This window comes from Micromonospora sp. NPDC047753 (assembly GCF_040642735.1).
Lineage (GTDB): Bacteria > Actinomycetota > Actinomycetes > Mycobacteriales > Micromonosporaceae > Micromonospora.
This window is the reverse complement of record NZ_JBEYSL010000775.1, coordinates 1-2,074: the sequence shown is the minus strand read 5'-3', so window position 1 is coordinate 2,074 and position 2,074 is coordinate 1. Positions and strand designations below refer to the sequence as shown.

Sequence of the window (2,074 nt, the reverse complement as noted above, 5' to 3'; positions counted from 1 at the left end):
GGAACCGGTACGGTTGACCAAGTACGCCCGCGGCGGTGGCTGCGCCTGCAAGATCCCGCCCGGCGAGCTGGAGACGCAGCCGGGCCTCGCCGAACATCGCCGCGTCGCGCGGGTCGCGCGCCTCGGTCACCCCATCGGTGTACGCGAGCAGCAGATCGCCCGGATCGAGGTGCACCCGGCTCTCGGCGAAGCGTGCGGCCGTCAGCGCCCCCACCGGCATGCCACCGACCGGGATCGGGGTGACGGTGCCGTCGGCGGTGACCAGCAGTGGCGCCGGATGACCTCCGCCGGCGACGCGAAGGTCCAGCCCGGTCGGCCCCCGGTCCAGGGAACCGAGCAACAGGGTGGTGAACTGGTTGCGCCGTGCCGCGTCCGGCGCGTCGAACAGCGCCTGGTTGAGCAGGTGGATCAGCTTCAGCGGGCGGTGCTCCACCAGCCGCAGCGTCTGCAACGACTGGCGGACCCGGCCGGTCAGCACCGCCGCGCCCACACCCTTGCCGCACACGTCGCCGAGCGCGAACAGGGCGCCGCCCGGGTGCGGAAACACCTCGTAGAAGTCGCCGCCGATGCGGAGGGTGTCGCCCGCTGCCCGGTAGCCGCCGGCCAGGCTCACGCCGGGCACGGCGGGCAGCTCGGGCGGGAGCAGACTGGTTTGCAGCACCCGGGCCAGGTGAGCCTGCTCGCCGTGCACGTCGGCGATGGCCAGCGCGGCACCCGCGCGGGTGGCGAACTCCCGGGCCAGCTCCACGTCGCGCCGGTCGAAGCCGGCCCGCCCGGACCGACGGATGAGCAGCAGCGCACCGGCCGACCCGCTGGCGCTGAGAAGCGGGCTGACCAGCATCATGCCCGGGGGGCCGAACCCGGGCGGCAGCAGGTCGGCCAGGTCGGTAATCGGGGCGTCCGGCCAGGGGCCCGGTTCGGCCCGGTCGCCGGCCAGCGCTTCGGCCAGCCCGGGCACGGAGCCGGTCAGCGCGGGGCTGGCCAGCCCGGTGATCGGGGCCGGCTCGCCGTCGGCGTACCGGATCCATCGGGGGTGCGGCTCGGCCGGCGCTGTCGGTCGGGGCAGTGCGACGGCGACGTCGGCGAGGTAGGGAACGGCGAGCGTGGTGGTGGCAAGGAGGACCTGGTCGCGGTGCAGGGCCAGCGCCAGCCGACTGCCGGCCTGGGCGAGGAACGCGGTGCGGGAGCGTTCGACGAGCAGGGCGTCGGCGCGGGCGTGCTCCTCGGTGACGTCGCGGACGTACCACGCCCACCGGGAGCCGGCGAGTTGCCGTCGGACGCCGCGCAGTCGCCGGCCGTGGTGGTCGGCGTCGAAGTGGTCAGCGCCGCCGGCGACAGCCCGGGCCAGTGCCGCCACCGAGCACCCGGCCAGCTCGGTGCCGGCGTCGATCTCCGGGATCAACTCGGCAGCCATGGCGTTGACCAGGGTGACCCGACCGGCCTCGTCCGTCGTCAGCACGGCCTCGGCGAGCCCGTCGAGCAACTCCCGGGCCAACCGCTCGTCGGCCGGCAACGGGGTGCCGCCGGGTCGCTGGGTCGTGGTCACCGCCGGACGCCGGCTCGCGTCTGACGACGTGTGCGCATGCTGCTTCTCGACTCCTCACCGGGGATCGTTGCCTGATAGCAAGGGTACCGATTCCCCCCGACAGCGATGCACGGCGCGGGGTGGCGATCAGCCGGCGCGGGCCAGCCAGCCGGCGGGCTGGGCGACGATCCGGCGGGCCACCGAGCCGGCCGCGCCTACCGCGGCGGCCTCCGCGCCGAGCGTCGACGGACGGACCGTGACCGGTGACCAGGCCGCGGTGAGCACCCGGGCACCGATCTCGGCGAGGACCGGGGGACACAGCCAGGGCGCGAGCGCCGCGTAACCGCCACCGAGCACCACGGTGTCCAGGTCGAGCAGATTGACGACGCCGGCCACCGCTACGCCGAGTGCCGTTCCGGCGTCGCGCAGCGCCCGTAGAGCGTCGGCGTCGCCGGCCTCGGCCAACTCGGCCAACCGGGCCGTCGCGGTGTCTGCGGGAAGCTCCGCCCGGGCCAGCCCGGCGGCGGCCACGATCGCCTCCTGACCGGC

General features: G+C 75.4%; 1 protein-coding gene and 1 pseudogene. Both read right to left on the bottom strand.

Annotated elements, in window-relative coordinates:
* Positions 1-118: 118 nt before the first annotated feature.
* Positions 119-841, bottom strand: a pseudogene (locus tag ABZ749_RS34390) (PP2C family protein-serine/threonine phosphatase); the annotation flags it as partial.
* Positions 842-1,672: 831 nt separating this feature from the next.
* The coding region (locus tag ABZ749_RS34385; protein WP_357235403.1) for an ROK family protein at positions 1,673-2,074 on the bottom strand (402 nt) is incomplete at its 5' end.